The sequence below is a fragment of the Actinomyces sp. oral taxon 169 genome (genome assembly GCF_013394715.1).
GTDB lineage: Bacteria > Actinomycetota > Actinomycetes > Actinomycetales > Actinomycetaceae > Actinomyces.
The window spans coordinates 277,571-301,539 of record NZ_CP058259.1; the positions used below are offsets into that span (position 1 = coordinate 277,571).

The 23,969-nt window shown below is 73.1% G+C and carries 22 protein-coding genes; 13 read left to right on the forward strand and 9 right to left on the reverse strand.

All coding sequences use genetic code 11. From position 1 onward, the window contains the following. Window positions 1-370 precede the first annotated feature (370 nt). A complete protein-coding gene (locus HW274_RS01140) occupies window positions 371-706 on the forward strand; it encodes a WhiB family transcriptional regulator (RefSeq protein WP_075254397.1) in 336 nt (111 codons plus the stop codon). Between the two features lie 54 nt (window positions 707-760). Next, entirely contained in the window at window positions 761-952 is a 192-nt protein-coding gene (locus HW274_RS01145) for a DUF4177 domain-containing protein (RefSeq protein ID WP_003787945.1), read from the forward strand. A 157-nt stretch (window positions 953-1,109) separates the two neighbouring features. On the opposite strand, the gene HW274_RS01150 is transcribed toward HW274_RS01145, so the two are convergent. Then, complete coding sequence (locus HW274_RS01150; RefSeq protein WP_003787943.1) at window positions 1,110-1,787, reverse strand: Crp/Fnr family transcriptional regulator; 678 nt, start codon at window positions 1,785-1,787, stop codon at window positions 1,110-1,112. A gap of 312 nt (window positions 1,788-2,099) precedes the next feature. Between HW274_RS01150 and nth the strand changes: the two genes are divergently transcribed. The 3 genes from nth to HW274_RS01165 all read left to right on the forward strand — a co-directional run bounded on the left by nth (window position 2,100) and on the right by HW274_RS01165 (window position 5,356). Then, complete coding sequence (gene nth, locus HW274_RS01155) at window positions 2,100-2,849, forward strand: endonuclease III (RefSeq protein ID WP_256692490.1); 750 nt, start codon at window positions 2,100-2,102, stop codon at window positions 2,847-2,849. A 244-nt stretch (window positions 2,850-3,093) separates the two neighbouring features. Next, on the forward strand, window positions 3,094-3,933 hold the full coding sequence (locus HW274_RS01160) for an ABC transporter ATP-binding protein (protein WP_185989016.1): 840 nt from the start codon (window positions 3,094-3,096) through the stop codon (window positions 3,931-3,933). Window positions 3,934-3,967: 34 nt separating this feature from the next. After that, window positions 3,968-5,356, forward strand: coding sequence for an ABC transporter permease (locus HW274_RS01165; RefSeq protein WP_185989017.1), 1,389 nt, complete (start codon window positions 3,968-3,970; stop codon window positions 5,354-5,356). A 142-nt stretch (window positions 5,357-5,498) separates the two neighbouring features. Here the strand turns inward: HW274_RS01165 and HW274_RS01170 are convergent, their stop codons facing one another. Then, the gene (locus HW274_RS01170) at window positions 5,499-6,407 is read right to left on the reverse strand and encodes an alpha/beta fold hydrolase (RefSeq protein WP_075254395.1); all 909 of its coding nucleotides are present in this window, start codon (window positions 6,405-6,407) and stop codon (window positions 5,499-5,501) included. Between the two features lie 299 nt (window positions 6,408-6,706). Between HW274_RS01170 and HW274_RS01175 the strand changes: the two genes are divergently transcribed. After that, window positions 6,707-7,501, forward strand: a complete 795-nt coding sequence (locus HW274_RS01175) for a TMEM175 family protein (protein WP_185989018.1) — start codon at window positions 6,707-6,709, stop codon at window positions 7,499-7,501. Here HW274_RS01175 and HW274_RS01180 read toward each other — a convergent pair. The 4 genes from HW274_RS01180 to HW274_RS01195 all read right to left on the reverse strand — a co-directional run bounded on the left by HW274_RS01180 (window position 7,482) and on the right by HW274_RS01195 (window position 12,445). Continuing rightward, window positions 7,482-7,805 carry a branched-chain amino acid transporter permease gene (locus HW274_RS01180; RefSeq protein WP_075254393.1) on the reverse strand — a complete coding sequence of 108 codons (324 nt, stop codon included), beginning with the start codon at window positions 7,803-7,805 and terminating at the stop codon, window positions 7,482-7,484. The two genes, HW274_RS01175 and HW274_RS01180, sit on opposite strands and share 20 nt — an antisense overlap. Beyond that, window positions 7,805-8,527 (reverse strand): AzlC family ABC transporter permease, encoded by a 723-nt coding sequence (locus HW274_RS01185; protein ID WP_075254392.1) that lies wholly within the window; start codon window positions 8,525-8,527, stop codon window positions 7,805-7,807. The genes HW274_RS01180 and HW274_RS01185 overlap by 1 nt, the downstream gene beginning before the upstream one ends. A 61-nt stretch (window positions 8,528-8,588) precedes the next feature. Beyond that, window positions 8,589-11,417: a hypothetical protein gene (locus HW274_RS12720; protein WP_260679136.1), complete on the reverse strand. Its 2,829-nt coding sequence runs from the start codon at window positions 11,415-11,417 to the stop codon at window positions 8,589-8,591. Window positions 11,418-11,506: 89 nt separating this feature from the next. After that, window positions 11,507-12,445, reverse strand: a complete 939-nt coding sequence (locus tag HW274_RS01195; protein WP_256692488.1) for a hypothetical protein — start codon at window positions 12,443-12,445, stop codon at window positions 11,507-11,509. Between the two features lie 211 nt (window positions 12,446-12,656). On the opposite strand from HW274_RS01195, the gene HW274_RS01200 reads away from it, so the two are divergent. Beyond that, on the forward strand, window positions 12,657-13,616 hold the full coding sequence (locus HW274_RS01200) for a Fic family protein (protein WP_075254390.1): 960 nt from the start codon (window positions 12,657-12,659) through the stop codon (window positions 13,614-13,616). A 51-nt stretch (window positions 13,617-13,667) separates the two neighbouring features. Here the strand turns inward: HW274_RS01200 and HW274_RS01205 are convergent, their stop codons facing one another. Continuing rightward, window positions 13,668-14,597 carry an HAD family phosphatase gene (locus HW274_RS01205; RefSeq protein ID WP_075254389.1) on the reverse strand — a complete coding sequence of 310 codons (930 nt, stop codon included), beginning with the start codon at window positions 14,595-14,597 and terminating at the stop codon, window positions 13,668-13,670. 379 nt (window positions 14,598-14,976) lie between these two features. Here HW274_RS01205 and HW274_RS01210 point away from each other — a divergent pair, with 379 nt between their 5' ends. From HW274_RS01210 to HW274_RS01225, 4 genes are all read left to right on the forward strand, one after another. Further along, the gene (locus HW274_RS01210; RefSeq protein ID WP_260679221.1) at window positions 14,977-16,179 is read left to right on the forward strand and encodes a cellulose synthase operon protein YhjQ/BcsQ; all 1,203 of its coding nucleotides are present in this window, start codon (window positions 14,977-14,979) and stop codon (window positions 16,177-16,179) included. Next, window positions 16,167-17,423 carry a TadA family conjugal transfer-associated ATPase gene (locus HW274_RS01215; RefSeq protein WP_185989020.1) on the forward strand — a complete coding sequence of 419 codons (1,257 nt, stop codon included), beginning with the start codon at window positions 16,167-16,169 and terminating at the stop codon, window positions 17,421-17,423. Before HW274_RS01210 ends, HW274_RS01215 begins: the two co-directional genes overlap by 13 nt. Continuing rightward, a complete protein-coding gene (locus tag HW274_RS12725; RefSeq protein ID WP_260679137.1) occupies window positions 17,420-18,742 on the forward strand; it encodes a type II secretion system F family protein in 1,323 nt (440 codons plus the stop codon). Before HW274_RS01215 ends, HW274_RS12725 begins: the two co-directional genes overlap by 4 nt. A gap of 83 nt (window positions 18,743-18,825) precedes the next feature. Further along, window positions 18,826-19,338, forward strand: a complete 513-nt coding sequence (locus HW274_RS01225; protein WP_075254385.1) for a PH domain-containing protein — start codon at window positions 18,826-18,828, stop codon at window positions 19,336-19,338. 106 nt (window positions 19,339-19,444) lie between these two features. On the opposite strand, the gene HW274_RS01230 is transcribed toward HW274_RS01225, so the two are convergent. Both HW274_RS01230 and HW274_RS01235 read right to left on the reverse strand, forming a co-directional pair. After that, entirely contained in the window at window positions 19,445-19,975 is a 531-nt protein-coding gene (locus tag HW274_RS01230; protein ID WP_003787906.1) for a carboxymuconolactone decarboxylase family protein, read from the reverse strand. A 57-nt stretch (window positions 19,976-20,032) separates the two neighbouring features. Then, window positions 20,033-20,611 (reverse strand): peroxiredoxin, encoded by a 579-nt coding sequence (locus HW274_RS01235; protein ID WP_075254384.1) that lies wholly within the window; start codon window positions 20,609-20,611, stop codon window positions 20,033-20,035. A 316-nt stretch (window positions 20,612-20,927) separates the two neighbouring features. On the opposite strand from HW274_RS01235, the gene HW274_RS01240 reads away from it, so the two are divergent. Together HW274_RS01240 and HW274_RS01245 are read left to right on the forward strand one after the other, a co-directional pair. After that, entirely contained in the window at window positions 20,928-21,938 is a 1,011-nt protein-coding gene (locus tag HW274_RS01240; protein WP_185989021.1) for an MsnO8 family LLM class oxidoreductase, read from the forward strand. Window positions 21,939-22,024: 86 nt separating this feature from the next. Next, on the forward strand, window positions 22,025-23,719 hold the full coding sequence (locus tag HW274_RS01245) for a methyltransferase (protein WP_075255228.1): 1,695 nt from the start codon (window positions 22,025-22,027) through the stop codon (window positions 23,717-23,719). The last annotated feature ends 250 nt before the right edge of the window (window positions 23,720-23,969 follow it).

Sequence of the window (23,969 nt, forward strand, 5' to 3'; positions counted from 1 at the left end):
GGTCCGGTCACATAGCGAGACGGCTCCGACGTACAGATAATTCTTAGAAATTCTCCAGGTGAGAGTCACGGCGACATCACGATCTCTTGGGGAGGGGTGAGGTTCGGAGGTGGCCTGCCGCCCGTGAGAACTGGAATCCCCAGCCGTGGGAAAGGCTCGGGGCGCAGCGTTCTCTATGTCCGGCAATCGGCTCGCTATCAGAGAACTCTCCTTGTTGGCGCTGATCCTCGGTGTGCTGTCGGGGATCTGCGGGCATCGCATTGCCCGGGTCACGGGGGGAGGATTTGGTGAGAGACACTCGATTGCCATACGGTAACGACTGTGACGTGACCGACAACGGCGTCGGCCGTTGAATGGATCGGGAGTGAGCATGTTTCAAGACGACCAGACCTGGGCGGCCCAAGCGGCCTGCGCCACCGTCGAGCCGGACCAGCTCTTCGGCAAGGGTGCTGAGCAGCGCGACGCACGATCACTGTGCTTCTCATGTCCGGTTCGTATGGAGTGCCTGGCCGAGGCGCTCAACTCCGAGTCCAGCTTCGGCGTCTGGGGCGGACTGACCGAGCGGGAGAGGCGGGCGCTGCTGCGGCGCTTCCCCGAGGTCGACGACTGGGGCCTGTGGCTCGAGCGTGAGGATGACGAGCTCGTCGCCGAGATCCACGCCCGTCGCGCCCCACGCATCCTGGCCCGGGTGCGCTGCGCCTCCTGAGGGCCCTGCGTTGCCGGCTTCCGGCGCCTGGCGGCGGGCTCTAGGCTGGGCCCTATGACTGCATCATCTGAGCCCGTATCCGCTGCGCCCACTACCTGGGAGTACGTCACCGTCCCCCTCATCACTCACGCCACCAAGCAGATCCTCGACCAGTGGGGTGCTGATGGCTGGGAGCTCGTCCAGGTCGTGCCCGGCCCCTCCGGCACGGATAACCTCATCGCCTACCTCAAGCGCCCCCGGTCCTGACGGACCATCCGGCGAGACCGGCGCGAACGACGCCGCGCCTGCGGTCCGGTACCTTCCGGCTGCAGGCGCGGCGTCGTCTATGCGGTTGATGCGGGTGTCAGCGCCCGGCGGCTTCTCCGGTGCGCTGCGCTGAGGGCTCGCGACCCGAGACGGGACCTCAGCGGGCGCGACGGCGCAGGCGGTCGACGTCGAGCAGCGTGACGGCCCGGCCCTCCAGGCGGATCCAGCCGCGGGAGACGAACTCGGCCAGCGACTTGTTGACCGTCTCGCGCGAGGCGCCCACCAGCTGGGCGAGCTCCTCCTGGGTGAGGTCGTGGGGGACGTGGACGCCGTCGTCGGTGGGCGAGCCGAAGCGGTCGGCCAGGTCCAGCAGGGCCTTGGCCACGCGGCCGGGCACGTCGGAGAAGACCAGGTCCGCCAGCGCGGTGTTCGTGCGGCGCAGGCGCTGGGCCAGGGCGCGCAGCATGTCCTTGGCCAGCTGCGGGTGGGACTCCACGAAGGTCATGAGCTGGTTGTGGTCCAGCGTCAGCAGTTCGGTGGGGGCCACGGCGGTGGCGGTGGTGGAGCGCGGGCCCGGGTCGAACAGGGTCAGCTCGCCGACGATCTCGCCGGGGCCGAGCACCGCGAGCAGGTTCTCGCGGCCGTCGGCGCTGGCGTGGCCGAGCTTCACCTTCCCGGAGAGGAGAATGTAGAGGCGGTCGCCTGAGTCGCCCTCGTTGAAGAGGGTCTCGCCACGGCGCAGAGTCGTCTGCGTCATCATGGCGCGCAGTTCCTCCTGCTCCTCCGGGCTCAGGCCCTCGAAGAGCGGGATCCTGGAGATAATGCTGTCTTCCACGGAGATCCTCCTGGTGGTTAGGGGGCTGGCATCCCGCATGCGGGAGCCCTCGGGTCTATCCTGCCACGGCTTGTGACCTGTGGCACGCCGTCGAGCATTGTAGCCCCCGTGTGTTGCAGGTCAAAGGGGAGTGAGCAACATCGGGTGCGTCGTGCGACACGGTCCCAGCCGTGAGCTTGCGGGCCGGCGGCGGGATCGACTGCAATGGCGGTTTGCGGAGGAAGACCCGCTCAGAGGCGGACCGGGGCTCGCAGGAGGACCCCTCCGGTGTGGGCGGCACTGATGGTGTCGGTGGTGCTGACGCCGCCGCCGATGAGATCGCGGAGAGAGGACACAGTGCGTAGGGCAGCGAGTAGCGAGACCGCTGGGGCCGAGGCGGCGGGGGAGGTCGGGACCGGACCCGAGGTTGCTGAGGCGGCGTTGACGACTGAGCCGGCCGGGCGCGCGGGCGCCGTCGACGACGAGCTCATGAGGCTCTACCCCGACGCCGCCTGCGCCCTGGACCACGACGGCCCCTTCCAGCTGCTCGTGGCCACCGTCCTGTCGGCCCAGACCACTGATGCGCGCGTCAACACCGTCACCCCCGAGCTCTTCGAGCGCTACCCCGACGCCGCCGCCCTGGGAGCCGCCCGGCGCGAGGACCTCGAGGCGATCCTGCGGCCCCTGGGCTTCCAGCGCGCCAAGGCCGGCCACCTGCTCGGCATCGGACAGGCCCTCACCGAGCGCTTCGAGGGGCGGGTGCCGCACAGCCGCGAGGAGCTCGTGGCCCTGCCGGGCGTGGGGCGCAAGACCGCCAACGTCGTGCTCGGCAACGCCTTCGGCCAGCCGGCCATCACCGTGGACACCCACGTGGGCAGGCTCTCGCGCCGTCTGGGGTGGACGACGTCGAAGGACCCGCTGCGCGTGGAGAAGGACATCGCGGCCCTGTGGGAGCCGTGGCGCTGGACCGATGGCTGTCACCGGCTCATCGAGCACGGGCGCCAGGTGTGCTCGGCCCGCTCGCCCCGCTGCGGCCAGTGCACGCTGCTCGAGGCCGGGCTGTGCCCGCAGGTGGGGGTCTGAGCCCGGTCTGAGGGCCGGCAGGAGGCCGGCGCCGAGACAGCGCTGAGTTGACGCTGAGCCGACGTCGGGCCGGGCGGATGCCGTGTCGCCCCACTGCGGTTCTGTAGGGCTACGCGAAGAATGCCTGGCTCGAGGATGCCAGACGTCGGGCGGAGGCATCCGGGGCCGGTGTCGGGCTAGCCCCACCCCCGATTCGCCAGATGGCCGGATGGGCTGGGAGAGACGGCGCCGTCAGGCTGGAGGCATGACTGCTCACTCGCCCCTGGCCCCCTCCGACCCGACCGCCGCCCTCGCCTCATCCCTGCCGTCCACTACTCCGCCCGCCGGGCCGGGCTCGACGTCGCCCATCGCCATCCGGCTGCGCGGCCTGACCCGTGTCTACGAGGTCCCCGGACGCCAGGATGCCCGGGTCACTGCCCTGGATCACGTCGACGCCGACCTGCCCGAGGGCAGCTTCACCGCCGTCGTCGGGGCCTCCGGGTCGGGCAAGTCCACGCTGCTGCACTGCATGGCCGGTCTCGATGAACCCACCAGCGGACAGGTAACCATGCTCGGCGCCCTCACCTCCGGGATGCGGGCCGCCGAGAGGGCCCGGTTCCGTGCCCGCCACGTCGGCTTCGTCTTCCAGGAGTACAACCTCATCGCCTCGCTGAGCGCCGCCGACAACATCTCCATGCCCTCGCGCCTGGCCGGGCGGCCCCTGAACGGCGCCCAGACCCGGGAGGCCCTCGACGCCGTCGGGCTCGCTCACCGCGCCGGCCTCAAGCCACACCAGCTCTCCGGCGGGGAGCGCCAGCGCGTGGCCATCGCCCGTGTCATGGCCAGCCGGCCCCGGATCGTCTTCGCCGACGAGCCCACCGGCGCCCTCGACCTGGACTCCGCCGCCCTCGTCCTGGACTGGCTGCGCCGGCTCGCCGAGCAGGGCACCACCGTGGTCATGGTGACCCACGACGTCGAGGCCGCTGCCGGAGCAGACGCGGTCGCCGTCATGAGTCAGGGGCACCTGGTGCAGTGGACCGACTGCCGTGACGCCCGCCAGATCGCCGAGCTCGTCCACTCGGCGCGAGCCACGCGTGCCGCCTGACCGGGACAGGAGCAGGAGAGGATCGGAGAAGATCATGGTCACACTCATCTGGAACGACCTGCGCCACCACGCCCGCCAGTGGCTGTGGTCGCTGCTCGTCGCCACCGTCGGCGGCGCCATCATCGGCGTCATCATCACCACCTGGTACAGCGCCCTGAGCTGGGCCCAGGCCCAGGGCTCGGCCGAGCTCGTGAACGCCTCCCACATCATCAGCTCCAGCCTTGTCTCCTACGTGGGGCTGGCCACCGCCGTCATCCTGTCCACGACCCTGGGCCTGACCGTCTCGGCCCAGCAGCGCTCCCACGCTCTGTGGAAGGTCCTGGGCATCCCCGGCAGCCGCATCCGCCGCATCATCCTGGCGCAGGTCGGGGTGATCGGGCTGCTCGGAGGCGTCATTGGGGCGGTGGCCAGCCTGCCGTTGGTCCGCGTCTACCTGCTCACCTGGCGGGAGTTCGATGTGTTTCCTCAGAATCTGCCCATCATCATGCCGGGCTTCGGGGTGCCGTTGACCATCGCCGTGACGACGCTGTTCTGCATCCTGGGCGCGATGGGGCCGGCCCGACGGGCGGCGTCGGTCCCCGAGATGCAGGCGCTGCGGGAGGCCACGGCCCCGCAGACCCGGACCCGGTGGTGGCAGTGGGTGGTCGTCGGCATCATGCTCCTGGGGCTGGTCATGACCCCCTTCGAGAGCTCTCTACCCATGAGTGACGCGGAGAGGGCGGAGATGGCCACGTCCGGTATGAACCTCAACGACCCGGGGGAGCGCGCGATGGCCGGCGCCTCCATGGGGCTCCTCGCCGCGATCGCGGGCCTGTGCGTGCCCAACTGGACGCTGCGGCCGCTGCTGACCTGGTGGACCGCCCTCATCCCGGGCCGCAGCCCCGCCTGGTTCGCCGCCCGCGCCAACGCCCGCCACCGCGCCTCCCTGTCGATGACGACGATCGTCCCCTTCGCCATCGCCGTGGCCCTGACCGGCACCGTCTACGCCACCGTCGGGGCCGGCCAGGCCACCGGCGCGCAGGGCTCGGTCAACGGCTTCCTCTCCGTCGGGGTTCCAACCTTCTTCATTTCCGGCGTCGGCGGGATCGCCAATATCGCCATGGTGGGGCGGGCCCGACGCCAGGAGGGCGCGCTGCTGGGGGTCATCGGGGCGCGCACCGGCACCGTCCTGGCCTCCACCGCGCTGGAGGGGGTCATCTATGCCGTCACCGGCATCATCTTCGGGCTGGCGGCCACCGCCGTCAGCGCCGTCTACGCCGCGCTGTACTCCGGGGGTGGGACGGCGGTCCTGGTCGCCTCGGTCCCGGTGGGGCTGCTGGCCCTCGTCAGCGGGATCTCGCTGGCGCTCGCGGTGGCGACCACCTGGCTGCCCGCCCAGCTCGACCGACGCTCCATCATGGACAACCTGCGTCAGCCGGTGTGAGCCGGCGTCGTACCGCAACCGCCGAGCCGGGTGGCGGGTGGCGGCGTCGGGCTGACCGCACCGCACCCGTCGAGCTGGGCACTTCTTGTGCAGACCTACGGAAGAACGGCGGGGCTGCGCGATAAGTGCTCGGCTCGCGGCCTCAGGCGGGGGCGGGTGGTGCGACGTCGGCCAGGAAGGGCAGCAGGGCCCGGACGAACCCGGCAGGGGTCTCCTCCTGGGGGAAGTGGCCGGAGCGGTGGATTGTCACCTGACGCAGATTGCCAGCCACGCGGTGGGTGTCGCGGGCGTAGGCCTGGGCGGGCTGGACCGGGTCGAGCTCGCCCTGCACCGACAGGACGGGCACTGTCACCGGCTTGTCCAGGGCCGCCGTCTCCGCCCGGGACAGCACGAGGTTGCGCAGCGGCTCCAGGGCGCTGTGGGCGGCGCCGGGTCGGGACAGGAGCTCGGCGTAGTAGGGGGCCTCCTCGGCCAGTGCCTCGCGCGTGTGCGGCCCGGCCCAGGAGCGCAGCAGGCCCTCCAGGGCACTGCGGCTGCGCAGGCGGCGCTCGGCCAGGCCCGGGATCCGCAGACTCACGTACTGCAGCGCCGGCCCCGACAGGGCCCGGGCCCGCAGCGAGCGCAGCGCGAGCGGGTGGGGGGCGCCGACCGGGACGATCGCCGTCGTCAGGTCCGGGGCCAGGCTCGGCAGCGCCCAGGCGACCTGGCCGCCGAGCCCCGCACCGACGACCACGGCCCGCTCGTGCCCCAGGGAGCGGACCACGGCGGCCAGGTCCTGGGCGAGCGTCACCAGGTCGTATCCCGATGGCGGCCGATCCGATCCGCCGAAGCCACGCAGATCGAGGGCCGCCACGCGGTGCCCGGCCTGCGCCAGGGCGGGGATGACGTGACGCCAGGTCCACCAGCACTCGGGGAAGCCGTGCACCAGGAGGGTGAGGGGGCCGGCTCCGGCCGGGGACTCGGGGCCCGCCAGCGCGACATGGAAACGAGTGCCGCGGGCGGTGAGGTTGCGGTGGGTCCAGGGGCCGGGGCGATTGACGTCAACAGGCACGTCCGCAGCCTACTGGTCGGCGCCCCGTACCGGCGACGGGGCCGTCCGGCACCGTCCACGTCGTCCTGCACCGCCTGAGGGGCAGCAGGTCCCACTCGTGGGCCGTCCGCCGGGGACATTCTGCACGGCTGGGTGCGTGTTGTTCCGGGCGGGGACAGGGGGCGCGTTCGGGGACTGGAATTCGGTCCCCGGCGGCGTCGATTGTCCCCGGCGGTACTGGAATGTCCCCGCGGGTGCAGGTGTGTCCCCGTCGGCGCAGAATGTCCCTATATCCCTGTCCACGGCAGGAAGGAGAAGGCATGACTGCCCAGCGCCACCATGACTCGGCTGATGGTTCTGCCAACGACCTCGCCGAGGGGATCCGCACTGATTCGTGCGGCTGTGCGCATGCGGATGTCGGGGCCTCAGGCCCGGCTACTGACCCGGCCCCCGAGGAGGGGGCGGCCGCTGGGGCCGGCGGCGCTCAAGGGGAGGAGGAGTCGGCGCCCGTCTCCCCCGGACGCCTGGAGGCCTTCAGCGACGGGGTTATCGCCATCGCGATCACCCTGCTGAGCCTGGAGATCAAGCTGCCCGACGGCGGCGGGAGCCTCCTGCACTCCCTGGCCTCCCTGTGGCCCAGCTACGTGGGCTTCGTCCTCAGCTTCCTCCTGGTGGGGCAGGTCTGGCTCAACCATCATGCCATCTTCGTGCGGGTGCGCAGCGTCGACCAGTGGATGCTCATCTGCAACCTCTTCCTCCTGCTCGACGTCGCCTTCCTGCCCTTCGCCACCTCGATCCTCACCCGGTCCCTGGAGTCCGGCCACGACGAGCGCACTGGCGCCGTCTTTTACGGGATGGTCATGGTGGTCGGTGGGTTGTTCTTCAACGCCCTGTGGCGGGCCTCCATCCGGGACCGCGGCCGCCTGCGAGCAGGGGTCTCCGAGGCGGAGGTGCGCTCCATGACCCGGCGCTTCGCGATGGGGCCGTGGCTCTACTCACTGGCCGCGCTGCTGGGGTTGGTCAGCGCCTGGCTGAGCGTGGTCACCTACGTGGCTCTCATCGTCTTCTACATGGTCGGCCACCGGCCGCGGCGGGTCAGCCCAGCAGGAGGCTGAGGGCGACGTACACGCCGGTGCCGCCAATGAGTGACAGCCCGATGGAGCGCCGCCACAGGTGCAGGCCCGCCGTCGCCCCGATCCCGCCGGCGGCCGGCAGCCAGCTCGACGGCGACAGGCTCACCCCACCCAGCGTGTAGGCCACCAGGACGATCATGACCCCCAGTGGCATTGCCCGGGACAGGAAGGCCAGCAGCGCACTGTCCTGATGCCCGCGCAGCAGCGCGAAGGGCACGATCCGGCACACGAAGGTGATGACGGCGACGACCACGACGGCGACCGCGATCTGCGAGTTGGTCAGCATCAGCTATCCCTCCGCCCGGGCTCCGGCGCGCTCGCCCCGGGGCGGTGGCCGCGCCAGGCGTACAGCCCCACCAGGCCGACGGCGAGGATCACCAGCGCGGTCAGCAGCGCCGCCGAACCGCCGATCGCCAGGCCGACCCCGCCGGCCACCAGCCCCACGCACAGCACCCCGATGTCGGGGTGATTGCGCCAGTTCTCGATGGCCAGGACCACGAACAGGGACGTGAGCACGAAGCCGAGCAGCTCGATGCGCTCACCCACCGCGGAGGCCAGGGCGGTACCGGCCAGTGCCCCGACGGTCGTGCCCGACACCCAGGAGGCGTGGCTGATCGCCTCCACACCCACCAGGTAGCGCCCGCTCATGGCCCGCCGGTCGCGCGCCGCCAGCAGCGCGTAGACCTCGTCGGTGATTGCGTGGACGGCGTAGAGGCGCGTGAGCGCCCTGCCCCGCACCCGCTCCAGGGGGAAGCCCAGACCGTAGAAGACGTGCCGGCCCGAGACGAAACCGGTGGACAGGGCGATGGCCGCCAGCGGCTCGCCGCCACCGGCCAGCGGCACCAGCAGCATCTGCATGGTCCCGGAGTAGATGACCAGGCTCCACACCGGCGCCCACCACCAGGCCAGGCCCTCGGCGACCAGCAGCATCCCGGCCGCCAGCCCCAGCGTCACGTATCCGACGACGATGGGCACCGCGTCCCGGGCCGCATCGGCGAGGGTCTGCATCCGCCTAGCCGACGGCGCGCCTGCCTCGTCGGCTCCGGAAGGCGTCGGGGTGGTGCCGGGCTCAGTCACGCGGGCCGCGGCCCTCGTCCTGCGTGCGCTGCCCCGCACGACGCGCCAGGTGACCGACGACGGCGACCGTGATCGTGAGCACGCCCATGAGGATGAAGCGGCCCGAGAGGCCGTCGTCCATGACGTAGGTGGACAGGGCCTTACCCAGGTCGGAGTGGGCCTGGAGCCGATCGACCGTGGGCCCCAGGATCGACTTGGTGAGCCCCGGCATGAGGATGAAGGGCAGGCCGATGACCGTGCTGAGGGCGCCGACGACGAAGGCCCCCAGCGAGGAGCGCGAGATCATGAACAGGGCGGCGGCGCAGGCCGCGGTCCCGCCCAGAATCTCCAGCGCACCCATCGGGGAGGCCGCCGAGGGCCAGGCCGAGGGGTTGCCGCCGGTCAGGGTGGCGGCGCCGTCGTGCACGAGGAACCAGGCCAGAGGGAACAGGACGATGGCGACGAGCACCCCGGCCCAGTGGGTCTCGACTCGCGAGCTCGGGGCGCTCAGTGCGCTGGCGCCCTTGAGGAGGATCGCGTCGTCATCCTCCCCGGCACCGGTCATGGCCATGGCGGCCTGCCGGGCACGCGAGCGGCCGCGCTCCTCCGGATCGTCACTCTGCCCGGCGTCGGCGCTCGCGGACAGCCCCCGGGCGGCGGGGGCGGCTGCGAACCAGTCGGGTGTCTGCTGCGGGGAGGGGGCCGACGGCGAGGCTGCCGGCGTCGGGCGGTAGTCCGGGGCGCTGGTGGCGGTGGCGGCAGGCTGGGTGGAGGGGGTCGCCTGGGTTGAGGGGGCTCGCTCGGGCTGCGGCGCCGCCTGCGCCGGGGCGGGGGTCGGTGTGCTGGCAGGCGCCTGGGGGCGGTCACCGGAGTGCTCGATGTACGGGGACGAGGCGGCCCGGGGCGCTGCGCCCATCCCTTCCGTCGAGGCGGTGGGGGCCGGGGTGCCGGAGGAGAAGGCGGGGTGGGCGGAGGGCGCCGACCCGGTGGAACGTGCCGAGGGGGCGCTGGCGGCGGAGCCAGTCCGGGCCAGCTGAGCCGCGGGGGTCGCCGGCCAGGACGGGGCCGAGGGGCGGTTGTCCGCCGCAGCGTTCACCGGCGCTGCCGCCTCCGGCTCGGCCGGTGACGTCGATGCGGGCACTGATGGCGCCGAGGTCGCCGACGGCGCCGACGCCGGCTCCTGCGGCTCGGCCTCGGGCCGGCTCAGTGAGGAGGGCTCCGGCGAGTCCGCTGACGGGGCGGCCGGTGTCGTCACGGTCGTCGACTGCGCGGAGGGGGCCGCGAAGGCCGCCGAGACGGCGGGGGCCTCGATGGGCGCGAAGCCGTCATCGGTGTCATCGACGTCCTCAACGGCGGCTGCGTCGGCTGCAGCGGTCGTGTCGGCGGGCGTCTGGGAGCCGGAGGTCGGCGGGACCGGCCTCCAGGGCTGCGCGGTGGGGGCTGTCGAGAAGGGCGCCGATGCGGGTGCGGAGGCAGTGGCCGGCTGTGCGGCCTCCTCGGCAACGTTCTCGGCAACGTTCTCGGCAGGTTTCTCGGCACTGTCCTCGGACGCCTCGTCGGTACCGGACACCTGCTCGGCCTCGCCAGCCTTGCTGACCTCGCCGGCCTCGCCGGGTCCAGCGTCGACCTCGCCGTTGAAGCCATCGATGTCGTCGACGTCGGTGTTGTCAGTGTCGTCCACGCTGACGGCGGCATCCGTGGTGCCGGTTGCGGTGGAGGGGGTCGGCGGGGTGGCCTCCGCGGTCCCGTTCGAGGCTCGGGCCGCCCCTGTGGCCACTGAGACGGGTACGGCCCTCACGGCCGGGGAGCCAGACACGGGGGTGGGGATCGCCGGAGTCTCGGGGGTGCGGTCGTCGTCCACGTCCGGGCCGTCGAGGTCATCGTCCTCGGCGGAGTCCTTGACGCTCTCGCCGTCATCAAGGTCGTCGACGTCGTCGAACGCCTCGAAGTTCTCAACCTCGATGCGGCCCTCCGGCACTGTGGCGGTTTCGGCGGTCTCGGTCACGGAGGCGGGTCCCTGCGCGACCGCGGCCTCTGTGGTCGCAGACGCGGTAGCGGCTGCTGTGGTCGGTCGGTCGGCCGGCCGGCTGAGGGTCTCGGCACTGACCGTCGGGGCCGGCGCCCCGGCCTCGTCATCGACGTCGTCCACCGGGGCGGGCGACGACGTCTCCGGGGCGGTGACAGCCGAGCCGGCGGAGACTGTGGAACCGGTGAGGACTGCGGCGGGCTCAGGAGCCGTGGGCGTCGTGGCCTGTGCGGCGCCGGCCTCAACTGTCTCAGTAAGGGCCTGTGAAGTACCGGCGACCGCGGGGGCCGCCTGTTCATCGTCCACCTCGCCGGGCTCCGACGACGGCGGAATCGACGGCGGCATCCCGGTGGCCTCAGCGGTCCTGGCCGTCGCCGGCGCGCCGGCCTCGTCGCCGCGCGTCACGGTCTCGGACGGCGTTGGAGCTTCCTGAGCGCCCGCGGCAGCGGTCTTGGTGGTCTCAGCGGACTCAGCGGCCGCGGCGGCTTGGTTCCCGGCCACGGGGAAGGACGCCTGCTCGCGGAGGTTGAGGGTGTCGCCCCCGTCGTCAGTGGCCTCGGCCCCCTTCTCACCGGCCCCGTCGTAGGCTGCGTCATCGACCGTATCGGCAGTATCGGCATCGTCGGTGCCGGTAGCGGCATCGGCGCCGGCCGCAGCGACATCTCCGTCCTGCGCGGCCGTTGCCTGAGGCGCCGGGGAGGAGGGCTGGGAGACCCGGTTGGCCTTGCCGATGAAGCTCGCGAGGGAGGACGGGGCGGCGTCGTCGGAGGCGAGGGGCGCCTGCGGTGCGGTGCGGTCTGTGTTGTCGGTGCTCACGAGGTCTCCTTACGCATGCACACGGTAGTAGGAGGGGGATGCCGGATGGGGCCGGTCATCTCCAGGACACGAATTCGGGCATGGGCCCCTCAGACGCCGGAACGCAGCCTGGCCAGCGCGTTGGCACGGCCCTGCCGGCGAGCCACATGTGCTCCCCAGCCGATCGCCATGAGCTCGATGCCGATGGCGGCGAGCACGACGGCGTTTGGGCCGTGCGGCAGGAGCCTGGAGACCAGGTGGCCGCCAGGGATCATACCGTTACTGAGCGCGGGCACCGCCGCAAGCACGAGAACCGGTCCGATGACGCGCGCACCGAGGGTGGAGCGGGCCGTCGAGGCGCCGGCCGCGGCCAGGGCCAGCAGGGAGACGAGGACGGCTGCGACCAGCAGCGGCCCGGTTTGGACACCGGGGGCGACTGCCCGCAGGTAGGTGCGGGGCAGCAGGAAGGCCGCCAGCGCCAGCCCGGCGATGACCCAGGGCAGGGACAGGAGGTGGTCGCGGCGGCGCGAGGGCGGCGGCGTCGGAGTGGAACCCACGGTCCGGTCGGCCTCGGTGAGGCGGAAGGCGGCGTGCCCCTGGGCCTGGCCGGCGCGGCGGGCCAGGCGCATCCCCCAGGAACCGCCCAGCCACAGGCCCGCCAGGGCGAGCATGAAACCGGTGCTGACGAGCCGCTGCAGCCAGGGCTCAGTCAAGGAGGCCGCGTGAATGGGGGCCAGGAAGACCATCGATTGGGCAGTCAGCGCGGTCAGCCCGGTGATGAGCGCGCCCAGCGAGGAGCGGCTGGCGAACAGCACGGCGGCGGCCGCGGACAGCAGCAGGAGGGCCCCGAGCAGCAGGCCGGTGCGCAGGATCGAGGTCTGGTCGGCGGCCAGGCCCAGCAGGACCGAGGCACCCAGGGAGAAGAGGACTCCGACGACAGCGGTGAGCACGTAGTCGGGTCGGCGACTGCGCGGTGGCTGACCCGATGCGCCAGGGGTCGCGGGCGGCGGGCCGGAGCCCGGGGCGTCATGGGAGGGGGAGTCACTCACCTGATCGAGTCTAGGGGGTGCGCCCGCCTCGTGCTGGTTTCCTCGGGATACGGGGCCTGGGGGCGCCTGAGGGCGTCTGTGGCCGGCGGTGGTTGCGGTGTGCCACAGTGGGGGCGTGGTGCGAATGTCTGTGGGGATCAGTTCGTCGGAGCCCAGGGGACCCAGGAGGCCCGGGAGGCCCGTGGCGCGGGGCGTGACGGGCCGACCCGGTATGCCGGCCGAGGGGTTGAGTATCGGTGGGGTCGGCGCAGGTGGGCGGGCCGAGGCGTCCACCGACGGCGCCCCCTCGCCCGAGGATCCCGCGCTGGAGGCGCTCAGGGCCGTGGCCGCCGACGAGCGGGTGCGCGCCGCCGAGGCCGCGGTGCGTGAGGCCTGCTCCGAGCTGCGCTGGAACGAGGCCCTGCGGCGCCGGTGGCGCGAGGCCCGCGCCGAGGCCGCGATCCGGGGCGCCATCGCCTCGGGGGGCGTCGAGGGCGCGGTGGTCTCCGCCGAGGTATTGCGCGAGCAGGTGGCCGCCGGCTCCCTCACCCAGGCCGCCACCGGAGACCCGGGCCTGGACGCCGTGGCCGGGCTGTGGCGCGCCGGGACCCGTCTGGTGGGTTGGATGCCGGACCTGGTGGGGCGGGGGCGGCCGGTGGCGCCCTCGGCGCGCTCGGCGCTGGCGGCGCTGCACCGCGACGTCGTCGGCCCCCTGGCGGCCGGCGGCCGGGTGGGCCTGGGGGAGGTCGGAGTGCCGCGCGCCCGGCAGGTGCGTGCCCGCGAGGGCGGTCCTGGGGTCGCGCCGCAGGGCGAGGAGCTGGTGGCGAGGCTGGCGGGGCTGGTCGATCTCATCGAGGCGCCGCAGGCGCCGGCGCTGGTGCGGGCGGCCATCGTGCACGCCGAGATGCTGGCGGCCCGCCCCTTCACCGCCGGGAACGCCGCGGTGGGGCGCCTGCTTGTGCGTCACCTCCTGGTGCGTGACGGGCTCGAGCCGACCGGCACGGCCGTCACCGACCTCTACCCCGGTCGGGTTCCGGCGGCCTACGCCGAGGCCGCCGGGGCCTACGCCTCAGGCACCATGGACGGGGTGGTGGCCTGGGTGGTGTGGCAGGCCGAGGCGGTGCTCGCGGGCGTTCAGGAGGCCCAGCGCCTGTGCCGGGCGGTGCAGGCCGGCACCTGGCGGGCCGGGTGAGTCCAGGCCGGGTGAGCCGGGGTGACCCCCGCTTGAGCCCGGCCGGAGGACTCAGAGGCCGCGGGCGCCGCGCGGGCGGTGTCGGGCCGTGAGCCAGGCGGCGGTGCCCCCGACGGCCAGCACACCGGCCACGTGGGCGATGACCGAGGCCCGGGTCGACAGGCTCGGCGGCTCCCAGCGCGGCCGCAGCCGCACCGGGCGGGCGAAGTCGCGCACCGGCCAGTCCCGCTCCTGCGCCAGGCGCCGCAGGTCCCTGTCGGGGTTGACGGCGACCGGATGGCCGACGGCGCTGAGCATCGGCTCATCGGAGATGGAGTCGGAGTAGGCCCAGCACCGGGCCGGGTCGATGCCGTGGGCGGCGGCGTCCTCGCGCAGCGCCACCACCTTCTCCGAGTGCAGCATGGAGCGGGAGATGCGCCCGGTGAACAGGCCGTCCTCGCCGACCTCCATGTGGGTGGCCACGGCCCGGTCGGCCCCGACGAGGCGGGCGATGGGGGTGACCATCTCGGAGATGGAGGCCGAGACCACCACGACGTCGTGCCCGGCCCGGCGGTGGCCCTCAATGAGGTCGAGGGCCTCGGCGTAGACGGCCGGCTCGATCGCCGTGGTCAGGGCGCCCTCGACGACCTCCATCAGGTCCCGGCGGCTGATACCGGCCGACATGAGGGCCAGGTGCTCCATGAGGCTGCTGGAGCGCTGGGTGCCGGCGCCCACCAGGAGGTAGGGGATCTGGGCGATGAGCCCGTAGGCCAGGGCGCGGGAGGAGATGAGGCCGCTGCGCCGCATCGGGGTGCCCAACGCCCAGGTCGACGACGTCGCCAGGATCGTCTTGTCCAGGTCGAAGTAGGCCGCCGCACGGTGCCCGGTGGGGGACGGACCGGCAGGGGAGCGCGCCGGCGCAGCCGGTGGGGCGGTCGGTGCCGTCACCGGTGACGTCGCCGGCAGTCGGGAGGGGGCGCTTGCGCGGTCCTGCGCGCTCATGGGCCCATCTCATCACGAGGGGAGCTCCGGTGTCAGGCGTGTGAGCCCCTCGGTTGCCTGCGTCGTCGCTGGGGCTGCCGCGCTGGGCGGCCCCGGGCCACGGTGAGGCGCGGTGGGGCGCGGCGGGCGCGGGGCCACAGGCGCGCTTTTGCGCCCCTCCTCCACAGGGCCGACGACGTCGCTGGGCGCAGCCGCGGGCGGGCCCGCACCCTGGTGGAGAGCCGCCGGCGGCGGCGCCGCAGTACCGCCGTACCACTCGTGCGGGGTACCGGCCGGGGAGCCGGGAGACGGCTGTGGCAACGGTCGTGGCAACGGCCGGCCGTGGGCAGGACCGGGGAGACAGTGAGGGAACCGAAAGGAGAGGGCGATGCCGGTGGAGATGCCTGTGAGGCAGACGCCTGATCCAGCGGGGCACCGCAGAGGACAGCCGGGCCAGTGGGAGCAGTCGGAGGAGACGCTGACCATCCCGGCAGTGGCGGCGTCCGGGGGCTCGGCGGCTCCAGAGCCGGAGGAGAAGGACCCGACGTCGGAGGCCACGGAAGGATCCAGGGCGAGGCAGGCGGCCCGGGTCAGACCGGCGACGGGGCGCAGGCCGGTGTGGGACGGCCGAGACGTCTCCTTCCCTCCCCTGAGGCCCTCCGCCGGCCGGCCTGTGCATCCCGGTGATAAGACACAGACGGGGGAGAGGAGAAGGAGCCCGGGGGCGGCGCGCTCGGGGTGCCCCGCCCAGGTCCTGGCCGTCACCGGCGCCCGCGGGGGCCTGGGGGCCAGCGTCCTGTTGCTGCACTTGGCATGGGCGCTGGGCCGCGCGGGCAGACGGGTGGCGATGATGGACCTCGACCCCACCGGCGGCCTGGACCTCCTGTGCGGGCAGAGCGTCCTGACCGGGCTGCGCTGGGCGGACCTGCCGGCCGAGGAGTCGGCCTTCCGGCCCGGTCGCCTCGTCGGAGCCCTGCCCGCGTGGCACGCCATGCCGGTCCTCACCGGGGATGTGCGCGGAGGCCCCCTGCCGTGTGCGGAGGCGGTCCTGGAGGCGATGCGGGCCGAGCACGACGTCGTGCTGGTGGACCTGCCCCGCGGGGCTCCCCCGCCGCCGGGCGCCGGGGTCCTCATCGTCACCGGGCTCGACCTGCGCTCGGCCGTCGCCGCCGAGAGCATCGCCTTGCGGCTGCGGGGCCCGGCGCCCGGCGGTTGCGAGGTCGCTGTCGCCGATGCTGAAACCGCCGCGGCCGCCGACGCCGCTGCTGGGGTGCCGGTCTGGCTCGTGGCGCGCCAGGTGGGCGAGGACGTCCTCGCCGAGGACCTCGAGCTCATCACCGGCTGCCCGGTCCTGGGGCAGGTCCCCACCGACCGGGTCCTGGCCAAGCGGCTGGCCCTCGGAGAGGACCCGGTGCGGGCCCGCTCAGCCTTCCGGCGCGCCGCGAGCGCCCTGGCCCGCGAGCTGCTGCCCCGGCTCGCCGACGCCGCAGCACCGGAGACCCGCACAACGAACCAGTTGGCGAATCAGTCGGCGAGCCGGCCAACGAGCCAGTCAGTGAATCAGTCAGGCGATCAGTCCAGGAGGCAGTCATGGTCCCGGTGAGTCCCGGTCAGCCGGGTGCCCTCGGCGGGGGCGGGGCAGACGGCCCCGAGCTCGCCCGCGTCCGCAGCGCCCTGGCCCGCGGCGTGGGCCTGGAGGAGGCCCTCAACGATGCCGCCGCCCCCGCCACCGGACAGGTGGGGATGGCGCGCCTGGGCCAGAGGGTGCGCGCCGACGTCGACGGCGCCGGGCCGATCCTCCAGCCCCTCATCGAGACCGAGGGCGTCACCGACGTCCTCGTCAGCGACGGGCGCACCTGGATCGACCGGGGACACGGCCTCGAACCGGTCCCCGCAGCCGCCATGGATGAGCCCGAGGTGCGGGCCCTGGCCGTGCGCATGGCCGCCTCCGCGCACAAGCGCCTCGACGACGCCTGCCCCGTCGTCGATGCCACCCTGCCCGACGGCACCCGACTCAACGCGATGCTGCCGCCCCTGAGTGCCGACGGCACTCTCATCAGTCTGCGCACCAAGCGCCGCCGCGGCTTCACCCTGGACGAGCTCACCGCCGCCGGCACGATCGCCCCCGGCCTGGACGAGGTCCTGGCCGCCCTCGTGACCGGCCGCGCCAGCTGTCTGGTCACCGGCGCCACCGGCACCGGCAAGACCACCCTCCTGGCCGCCCTGCTCTCACTCGTCCCGGCCACCGAGCGCATCGTGTGCATCGAGGAGGCCAGCGAGCTGCGCCCCCGCCACCCCCACGTCGTCCACCTCCAGGAGCGCGGCGCCAACGTCCAGGGCGTCGGGGCGGTCGCCATGACCTCCCTGGTGCGTACCGCCCTGCGCATGCGGCCCGACCGGATCGTGCTGGGAGAGTGCCGCGGCCCCGAGGTGCGCGATGTCCTCACCGCCCTCAACACCGGCCACGAGGGCGGCTGGGCCACCCTCCACGCCAACTCTCCCGCCGACGTCCCCGCCCGCCTGACCGCCCTGGGGGCCCTCGCGGGACTCGACGAGGCGGCTGTCGCCGCCCAGGCGGCCAGCGCCCTCGACGCCGTCGTCCACCTGCGCCGGCAGGCCGGCACCACCGGGGCACGCCGGTACGTCGCCTCCATCGGAGTGCTGCGGCGCGGGACGAGCCCGGCCGGAGCGGTTCTCCTCTGCGAGGAGGCCCTGCACGTGACGGGCGACGGCCGACTCAGACCCGGCCCGGCCGTATCAGCGTTGCGGGAGCGGATCGGCCCGCAGGCCCTGGCCCGCACCGGCCTTGACGGACTGCCCGGGGCGGGGGAGAGGAGACCGGTATGACGGGCGTGACCAGCTGGGTGGGTATGGCCTGTGTGACGGGCACGGCCGCGATCCCACCCCCGGCAGCCCGCCTGGCCGGGCTGGTGGGTGGGACGGCGGGAGGCCCGGTGCCGGGCGCCTGGATCGCGGCGGTCCTGGTCGCCCTGGCCGCCGCCGTGCTCCTGCTGCCGGCCCGACGCGACCTGCCCCGCGGCTGGACCACGGGCGTCCCCGAGGCCCAGGTGCGCCCGACGATGCGGCAGGCGGCGCTCGACGCGCTGCGCTCCCGACGCACCGGGGCACCAGAACCGGATCTCGGCCTGCTGCTCACCGAGGTCGCCAGCCTCCTGCGCGCCGGCGCGACGCCGCAGCGGGCCTGGACGCGCGCCTGCGGGCGTGCCGGTCTCGCCGAGGGCGCCGAGCCCGACGAGGACGGCGTCCCACCCGTGCTGCGCGCGCTCGCGGACCTTCAGCACGACTCGTGGCTGCCCCGATGGAGCAAGGGGCGCCTGCGCTGGCACCCGCCCCCGCGCGGCCGGCGGGCCCGGCAGAGGCGGGCCACCGCCGCCGGGGTGCCGGGCGCCGTCGCCTCCTGCCGCCTGTCGACCGCCCTGGGGGCGCCCCTGGCCGACATCCTCCAGACCGTGGCCGGCGGGGTGGCCGAGTCCGGTCGCGCCGAGGCCTCCCGCCGGGCCGCCCTGGCCGGCCCCCGCAGCACCGCCCGGCTCCTGGCCTGCCTGCCCGTGGTCGGCCTGGGGCTGGGGATGCTCGTGGGCGCCGATCCTGCCTCCCTCCTGCTCGACGGCGGTCTTGGCAGCGCCGTGGGGGCGCTGGGCATCGGGCTCATGGTCGTGGGGCACCTGGTGACCAGGCGCCTCATCCGCGCCGCGACGGCGGAGGGTGACGTCGTTGACGAGGCCCTGGTCCTGGACCTGGCCTCCGCCGCCCTGAGCGCCGGGGCCTCAGTACCCGGGGTACTGACCGCCTTAGGTGAGGCCCTGGAAGAGGAGGGGGCCAGCGTCGTGGGGCGGGCCCTGCTGCTGGGCGCCCCGTGGGAGGAGGCCTGGCAGGCTCCCGAGGACGAGCAGTGGAGGGCACGGCGATCCCGCCTGGAGTCCTGCCTGCGCCCCGGCTGGGAGGACGGGGCCTCACCTGCCGCCCTCCTGGCGGCGACGGCGGCGAGCCTGCGCGCAGGGAGGCACGCCCGCGACGAGGAGGCCGCCGAGCGCCTCGCGGTGCGCCTGGTCCTGCCGCTGGGCGCCTGCCACCTGCCAGCCTTCGTCATCCTGGGGATCGCGCCGGTCGTCGCCTCGGTCGGCATGAGCATGCTCAGCGGGTGAAGGCACCCCGTCCGAGGCAGGCTCAAGCGGGTACTCCTGCCCTCTTGGGTGCGCGGGCCCCGGCGGCCTGGCACGATGGGGGCATGGCACTGTCGAAGAAGCTGCTGAGCCGCGACGAAGTCGTGGTGCGGCACATGCACACCCACATCAAGGTCCTCCTGTGGCGGTTCGTCGTCGAGATCCTCCTGCTCGTGGTCGGCGTCGTCGCCTCGGTCATGGCCCCCACCACCTGGCAGCCCTGGGGCATCCTGGCAATCTGGGTGGCGATCCTCGTCGTGAGCGTCCCCCTGCTGCTCCTGCCCTGGCTGCAGTGGTACATGCGCACCTACACCATCACCACCAAGCGCATCATCACCCGCTCCGGCATCGTCAGCCGCGTCGGCCACGACCTGCCCCTGACCCGGATCTCCGACATCCAGCTGGACAAGGACGTCGCCGACCGTTTCTTCGGCTGCGGCACGCTGGCCCTGCAGACCTCCGCCGATGACCCGCTCCTGCTGCACGACGTCCCCCACGTGGAGACGGTCCAGGTGGAGATCTCCAACCTGATCTTCAACGACACCCAGGGCGCCATCGACGCCGACCCCCGCAGCTGAGCGGCACCGAGGCGCAGATACGGGGCGTAGATACGCAAACAAGACGGCGGCCGCCGGTCTCCCAGTGAGGGAGCCGGCGGCCGCCGTCTGAATCGTGGTGATCGGGTCAGTCGAGGGTCTCGACGACGCCGACCGCCTGGGCCACACCGGTCAGGGTGGCGGCGATGCGCACGGCCTCCCAGACCTGCTCGGTGCTCAGGCCCTCGCCGCGCACCGTGGCCTCGTGGGCGGTCACGCACTTCTCGCAGCCGTTGATGGTGGACACGGCCAGGCTCCACAGCTCGAAGTCGACCTTCTCCACGCCACCGGAGGTGCCGATGATGTTCATGCGCAGGCCCATGCGCTCGTTCTCGTAGGCCGAGCCCAGGAAGTGGCGCGTGCGGTAGGCGACGTTGTTCATCGCCATGATGGAGGCGGCGCCCAGGGCGGCGCTGATGGCCTCCTCGGACAGGTGGGTGCGGGCGTCCTCCATGACCTGGACCAGCACGGACTCGTTGCGGGTCGCGGCGGCCGCGGCCACGAAGGTGCCCCACTGCTGCTGCTCGGTCAGCGAGGAGGAGCGGGACAGGGTGGACAGGTTCAGGGAGAGGTCCTTGGCCCACTCGGGCAGGGCGGAGCGCAGGTTGTCGATGCTCATGGGTTCTCGTTTCGTCGTCGTTCAGGTGGTGAGGTCAGGGGACGGGGTGGTGGCCCGTCAGCCCATCTGGCCCAGGGCGTCGATGGTGGCGGCGCCGGCCTGCCAGTTGCAGGCGCACAGCTCGTCGGACTGGAGGGCGTCGAGCTGGCGCAGGACCTCCTCGGTGTTGCGGCCCACGGAGTCGGCGGTCACGGAGACCGACTGGATGACGTTGTGGGGGTCGATGATGAAGGTGGCGCGGTCGGCCTCACCGGTGGCGCGCTTGATGCCCAGGGCCTCGGTGAGCTCGCGGTTGAGGTCGCTGGCCATGGGGAAGGGCAGGTCCTGGAGCTTGTCGTGGCTGCGGCGCCAGGCGTAGTGGGTGTACTCGTTGTCCACCGAGACGCCCACGACCTCGCAGTCGCGGTCCTTGAAGTCCTGGTAGAGGTCGCCGAAGGCGGCGATCTCGGTGGGGCACACGAAGGTGAAGTCCTTGGGCCAGAAGAAGACGACGCGCCAGGTGCCGGCGGGGACCTGGGAGGAGACGGTGGTGAAGTAGTCCTCGGGCTTGCTGGCCTCAACCTCCTTGAGGTTGCCGGGGACGACGGCGGTGAGCTCGTAGGCGGGGAACTGGTCTCCGATGGAGAGAACGGCCATGGGTGCCTCCTGAATGATGCGAATCGCGGTGCGAGTTGGTGCGAGTTGGTGCGGGTCTGCGCTGGCCTGCACCGGCCCGGGTGGGGCCGGTGCGGGGCGGCTCCGTCGGTCCTACCGTAAGGCGCCAGCCTCATAGGCGCAACTAAACCGTATCTTATTTTTAAGAAGGTTTACCTTATCTGGTGACGTCGTGGTGACATGCTGCGGTGACCCGGCCGGAGCCCGGCTGCTCCGCCCGCTCGGTTGGAATGAGTCGCCGTCCCGCGGTGTTGCCCCACTGTCGCCGCACCCTCGCGCAACCAGGTCAGGAGAAGCCATGAGTCCTCGTCTCAGCCGGATCAGCGTCCTCGAGCAGGTTCCTCTCTTCGAAGGAGGAGACGTTCGCCAGACCCTGGGGGACCTCGTCCGCCTGGGGCGCGGCCTGGAGGAGTCCGGCTACCACCGCCTCTGGCTGGCCGAGCACCACAGCACCGGCTCCTTCCTGTCCTCGGCGCCCGACCTGCTCATGATGCACATCCTGGACGCCACCGACCGTATCCGGGTGGGCTCGGGCGGCGTCATGGCCATGCACTACGGCTCGCTCCAGATGGCCGAGCGCTTCGCCACCCTGGCCACCCTCCACCCCGGCCGCGTCGATATGGGCCTGGGTCGCGCCCCCGGTGGGGACATGCGTGCGGCCGCCGCCCTCAACCAGGGTCGCGTCATCGACCCCGACGCCATCAACGCCCTCATCGAGGAGACGGTCGCCCTCCTGCGCGACGAGCTTCCCGCCACCCACCCCTACGCCTCTGTCGAGGTCCGTCCCCTCCCGGACCAGATGCCGGAGGTCTGGCTCCTGGGCTCCTCGGGCCAGTCGGCCGCCTGGGCCGGCGTCCACGACCTCAACTACGCCTACGCCCAGTTCTTCACCGGTCGTCAGCAGGTCGAGATCATGAACCACTACCGCGCCCACCTCCCCGAGGGTCCCGGGCGCGGATCCATCCACGGTGGCCAGACCCTCTCCGCCCTGTGCGTCAGCGCCGCCGCCACCCGCGAGGAGGCCCGCGAGCAGGCCCTCGTGGCCGCCGACGCCCGATTCAGCCTGCGTACCGGCCGCCCCATGCGCTTCCGCGACCCGGCCACCCTCGACGCCGCCTACCGCGCCGAGGTCGAGCGCTACCTCGAGCGCGACACCGCCATCATTGTGGGCACCTACGACGAGGTCGCCCAGGCCCTGTCCTCCTTCGCCGAGAACCACGGTACCGAGGAGGTCATGCTCATCAGCTACATCGACGACGTCGAGATCAAGAACCGCCAGTACGCCGAGCTCGCCGCCCGCCTCCTGTGAGCCGGCGGGGAGCCCTGGGCACCCCGGCGCCCTCCCGCGCGGCGGGGCGCCAAAGATGAGCGGCACCCCGCGTTACGGTCGGTTCCATGAGCCCTGCGAGCGCCCGGTCCGCTTCTGAGTCCTCCTCCTTCCCGCCTCCGGCGGCCACGCCCGAGCAGGCGGCGAGCCTGCGGGCGGACCTGGCCGACTCCGGCTGGGGCGTGGAGGCGGTGGCCGCCCTCCTGGGCGAGGTCGCCGACGCCGCTCTGCGCCGCGAGATCCGCCTGCCCGCCCTGCGAGCCGTGCGCGCCGCCCTGGCTGCCGGGTCCGCCCCCTCGCCCGTGGCCGTCCTGACCGCCCTGTTCATGCTCGGTGAGCCGGTCCCCGCCACCGCCCTCGGTGCCGCCCTGCCCCGCACGACAGCGGCGGGCGCCGCCGCCGTCGGCCTGGTCAATGGGCCCGACGAGTCCGGGTGCGTCCGTGCCCTGGTCGACCTGCGCCCCCACGAGGCCGTCGACGACGCAGGCGAGGTCCGCTGGTGGGTGGCCTCCGACCTGGGCGAGCTCGTCACCGGCCGGGCCCTGGCCCCCGATCACGTCCTGGGCGTCGGCGGCGCCGGCCTCACCCTGGCGGGCCTGACTCCGCGCACGCGGGTGGGCACCGCCCTGGACCTGGGCTGCGGCTGCGGCATCCAGACCCTCTACCTGCTGCGTCACGCCGAGCACGTGGTGGCCACCGACATCTCCGCACGCGCCCTGGCCTTCACCGCCTTCAACGCGGCCCTGGCCGGCGTGAGCATCACCGGCGCCCCGGGCGCTCTCGACGTCGCCCCCGGCTCCGACCTCGACTCAGAGGCCGACGCCGCCTCCGAATCCGGCTCCGGTACCGGCACCGGCCGCCTGGAGCTCCTGCGCGGCTCCCTCCTGGAGCCGGTGGCCGGTCGCCGCTTCGACCTCATCGCCTCCAACCCGCCCTTCGTCCTCACCCCGCCCGCGGTGCGCGAGGCCGGCCTGCCCCTCATGGAGTACCGCGACGCCGGCGGCCCCATCCTGCCGGGGCTCGTCGCCGGACTCGCCGAGCACCTCGAGCCCGGCGCCACCGCCGTCATGCTCGGCAACTGGGAGCACCGTGGCACCGGCTCGTGGCGCGACACAGTGGCCGCCTGGCTCCCCGAGGGGCTCGACGCCTGGATCCTTGAGCGCGAGCTCCAGGACCCGGTGGAGTACGCCACCATGTGGCTGCGCGACGGCGGCCTGACCCCCGAGCGCGACCCTGAGGCCTTCGATGCCGCCCTGGAGGCGTGGATCGACGACTTCGAGGCCCGCGACGTGCGGGGCGTCGGCTTCGGCTACCTCATCGTCCACCGTCCCCGCCGCCCCCGCGAGCCCTGGCGCCTCCTGGAGGAGGTGACCACCTCCGGTCAGGGGGTCCTGGGCCCCCACGTTGCCGAGGTGCTGGAGGTGCGCGAGCGCCTCGCCGGCCTCGACGACGCCGCCGTCGCCGACCTCCGCCCGCTCCTGGCCCCCGACGTCACCGAGGAGCGTCACCTCATTCCGGGTGCCGCCGAGCCCACGGTCATCCTGCTGCGTCAGGGCGGAGGGCTGGGACGCACCCTGCAGGCCTCCACGGCGGTGGCCGCCCTGGCCGGGGTGGCCGACGGCGAGCTGAGCGTCGGGCAGGTCGCCTCCGCGGTCGCCGCCCTCAGTGAGCTGAACGCTGCCGATGCGGCCGCACTGCGCGCGGAGATGGTCGAGGCGACCCGTCATCTCCTGACCACGGGATTCCTGCACCCAGGAAAGTGACAATGGGCTGAATGGGGCTGTGAGGGAAACGGATGACGGCGAACGTCCGGTGGGTATGAATCCGTTCTGAGATATTCGCCGGTTTGTTGTTGTCTTTCCTCTATTGTCGTGACGCCTCCGTCATCAATGAGATACAACTGAAACCCGCGCTGTTCCGCGTCATTTCAAGGGAAAGTGTCTGCGGTGTGCAATGATGCGCGATTGTTGCCCCGTGAGCCGATTCTGAGGTGTTGAGGAAGAGGTCGGATGA